This is a genomic window from Thermodesulfovibrionales bacterium (assembly GCA_035622735.1).
In the GTDB taxonomy this organism is placed as follows: domain Bacteria; phylum Nitrospirota; class Thermodesulfovibrionia; order Thermodesulfovibrionales; family UBA9159; genus DASPUT01.
Map to the genome: position 1 here is coordinate 1 of DASPUT010000249.1, position 2,749 is coordinate 2,749.

At 54.6% G+C, this 2,749-nt stretch carries 3 protein-coding genes; all 3 read left to right on the forward strand.

What is annotated here, in order from left to right:
- On the forward strand, positions 1–484 hold a 484-nt coding region (locus VEI96_12885), incomplete at its 5' end, for a hypothetical protein (GenBank protein ID HXX58888.1).
- A complete protein-coding gene (locus VEI96_12890; GenBank protein HXX58889.1) occupies positions 481–1,050 on the forward strand; it encodes a regulatory protein RecX in 570 nt (189 codons plus the stop codon). The genes VEI96_12885 and VEI96_12890, both read left to right, overlap by 4 nt.
- A gap of 115 nt (positions 1,051–1,165) precedes the next feature.
- The coding region (gene alaS, locus VEI96_12895; GenBank protein HXX58890.1) for an alanine--tRNA ligase at positions 1,166–2,749 on the forward strand (1,584 nt) is incomplete at its 3' end.

Sequence of the window (2,749 nt, forward strand, 5' to 3'; positions counted from 1 at the left end):
GACGGGCCATCTCGTCTTCAGCACCCTCCATACGATTGACGCCACGGAAACGGTCAACAGGGTCGTTGCGGTGTTTCCGCCCTATCAGCATAAGCATGTGCGGATACAGCTCTCATCGGTAATACGGGGAATAATATCGATGAGACTCATGCCGAGGGCAGACGGAAAAGGCAGGGTCCCCGCCGTTGAGGTGCTCGTCGCAACAGCCACCATCAGGGATTGCATACTCGACGCCGACAAGACGAAACAGATACCGGATGTCATCGCTCAGGGCAAGATCCATTACGGGATGCAGACCTTTGATCAGTCGCTCTTCGACCTTTTCAAGTCAGGACTCGTTACCTACGAGGAGGCACTGCGCAGGGCTTCCAACCCGGACGATTTTGTCCTCAAGGTCAAGGGCGTCCACTCAACGAGCGACCTTAACCTCGAGGTGAGGCGGGAGCAGGGGCAGAAGATCGAGATCGAAAGATTCGCGCAATGAGGGAAGACGCTTCCGCGCCTCGCCAGACAGGGAGAAGGGGGAAAGGGTGTCTTCCTCTTCGGTCTGTTTCACCATCTGAAACACCTCTCAAGCGAAGCGGCTCTCCTCTCGGGAAAGATCCCGTTCTCAATTTTGCATACAGACTCCTGAGCTACCGGGGGAGGAGCGAGAAAGAGCTGAGGCAGAGACTTATTCTGAAAGGTTTTGATGAGCTTGCCGTCGATACCGTAATGACCCGTCTCACAGCGAATGGTTTTCTTGACGACCGAAAACTCGCCTTTTCACTGAAGCGGTACGCAGAGGAATCGAAGCATCTCGGCATAGTCGGGACGAAGAGATTCCTCAGGGAAAGAGGAATTCCGAGGGAGATCATAGATGAGGCGGTGGACAATGTCGATGAAACTGATGCAGCTCATAGGGTCGCGCGAAAGATGATGAGATCCTCAAGCTCCTATCCTCCGGAGAAAACGATGCGGAGACTATACAACGCCCTCGCCCGGAAGGGATTCACAGCCGGAACAATCAGAAAGACCCTCGGTCGATTTATTCGTAAGGAGGAGGGCTGATGAGACCATATGTTCCTGCCCTTTCTGTAATCGTGCCGGTGTGCTCTGCTTTTTCGGGATATGTAACGGCCCCCCGATGCTCGGGAGAGGTGACGAGGGCGAGGGAGAAGACCGAATGAAGAGCTCCGAAATAAGGGCTGCATTTCTGGACTTCTTTCGGGAAAAGGGCCACGAGCCTGTGAGGAGTTCTCCCTTGATCCCGAAAGGCGACCCCACCCTGCTCTTTACCAATGCAGGAATGGTTCAGTTCAAATCGGTCTTCCTCGGCGAGGAGACAAGACCGTATACGAGAGCGACCTCGAGCCAGAAATGCATGAGGGCCGGGGGAAAGCACAGCGATATCGAGAACGTCGGTCATACGGCACGACACCACACCTTCTTTGAGATGCTCGGCAACTTTTCTTTCGGCGATTACTTCAAGAGAGATGCCATTCTCTTTGCCTGGGAGCTTCTCACGGAACGCTTTCATATCCCGAGAGAGCGTCTCTGGGTCACGGTCTTCGAAAACGACGATGAGGCGGAGCGACTTTGGGGAGAACTCACGGAAATGCCGAAAGACCGGATCGTGAGGCTCGGGGCAAAGGATAACTTCTGGCAGATGGGCGACACGGGCCCCTGCGGCCCCTGCTCCGAGATCATTATCGACCAGGGCGAGGCGGTCGGTTGCGGCCGCCCGGAATGCGCTGTCGGTTGCGACTGCGACAGGTTTCTTGAGATCTGGAATCTCGTATTTATGCAGTTCAGCCGTGATGAAACGGGAACGCTGACTCCCCTCCCGCATCCGAGTATCGATACCGGCATGGGACTCGAGAGGATTTCCGCCGTGATGCAGGGGAAATTGAACAATTTCGATACGGATATTTTTTCGCCCATCATAGCTGCCATAACACATCAAGCCGGTGTCGGGTACGGGAAAAGCCACGAAACCGACACCTCCATACGGGTCATCGCCGACCATATCAGGGCGATTGCCTTTCTCCTTTCCGAGGGACTGATGCCCTCTAACGAGGGAAGAGGGTATGTCCTCCGAAGGATCATCAGGAGGGCTTCACGCCATGCACGCCTCCTCGGGATCGAAAAACCGGTCCTCTGCAGGCTCATTGATTCCGTATCCGATGCCATGGGAGATGTCTATCCCGAGCTTCAGGGAGAGAGGGAGAGGTCATCGAAGATCCTCATGGTCGAAGAAGAACGATTCTCAAGAACACTCGAACAGGGTATGAGGATTATGGACGATCTCGTTTCGTCCGTGAAGAAGTCCGGTTTGCCACTCGTTCCGGGAAGCGAGCTCTTCAAACTCTACGATACTTACGGATTCCCTCTTGATCTCGCCAGGGACATCGCTGCGGACAACGGTCTCTCTGTTGACGAAGAAGGATTCCTGAAAGAGATGGAGATCCAGCGCGAGAGGGCAAGGGCCTCGTGGGTCGGTGAGGAAGAGGCTGTGGCATCCATTTATAGGGAGTTGATCTCTGAGATAGGAAAGACCGATTTCGTCGGATACGATGCGCTCGAATCGGAATCAGTGATCAAGGCGGTCATACAGGACGGAAAAGTGATAAAGGAGGCTTCCGAAGGAGATGAGGTCGAGGTCTTTCTCGACAGGACCCCTTTTTACGGAGAGTCCGGTGGGCAGGTCGGCGACACCGGAGAAATCGCGGGAGAGAATTTCAGTGCCTCCGTCATCGATACGAAGAAG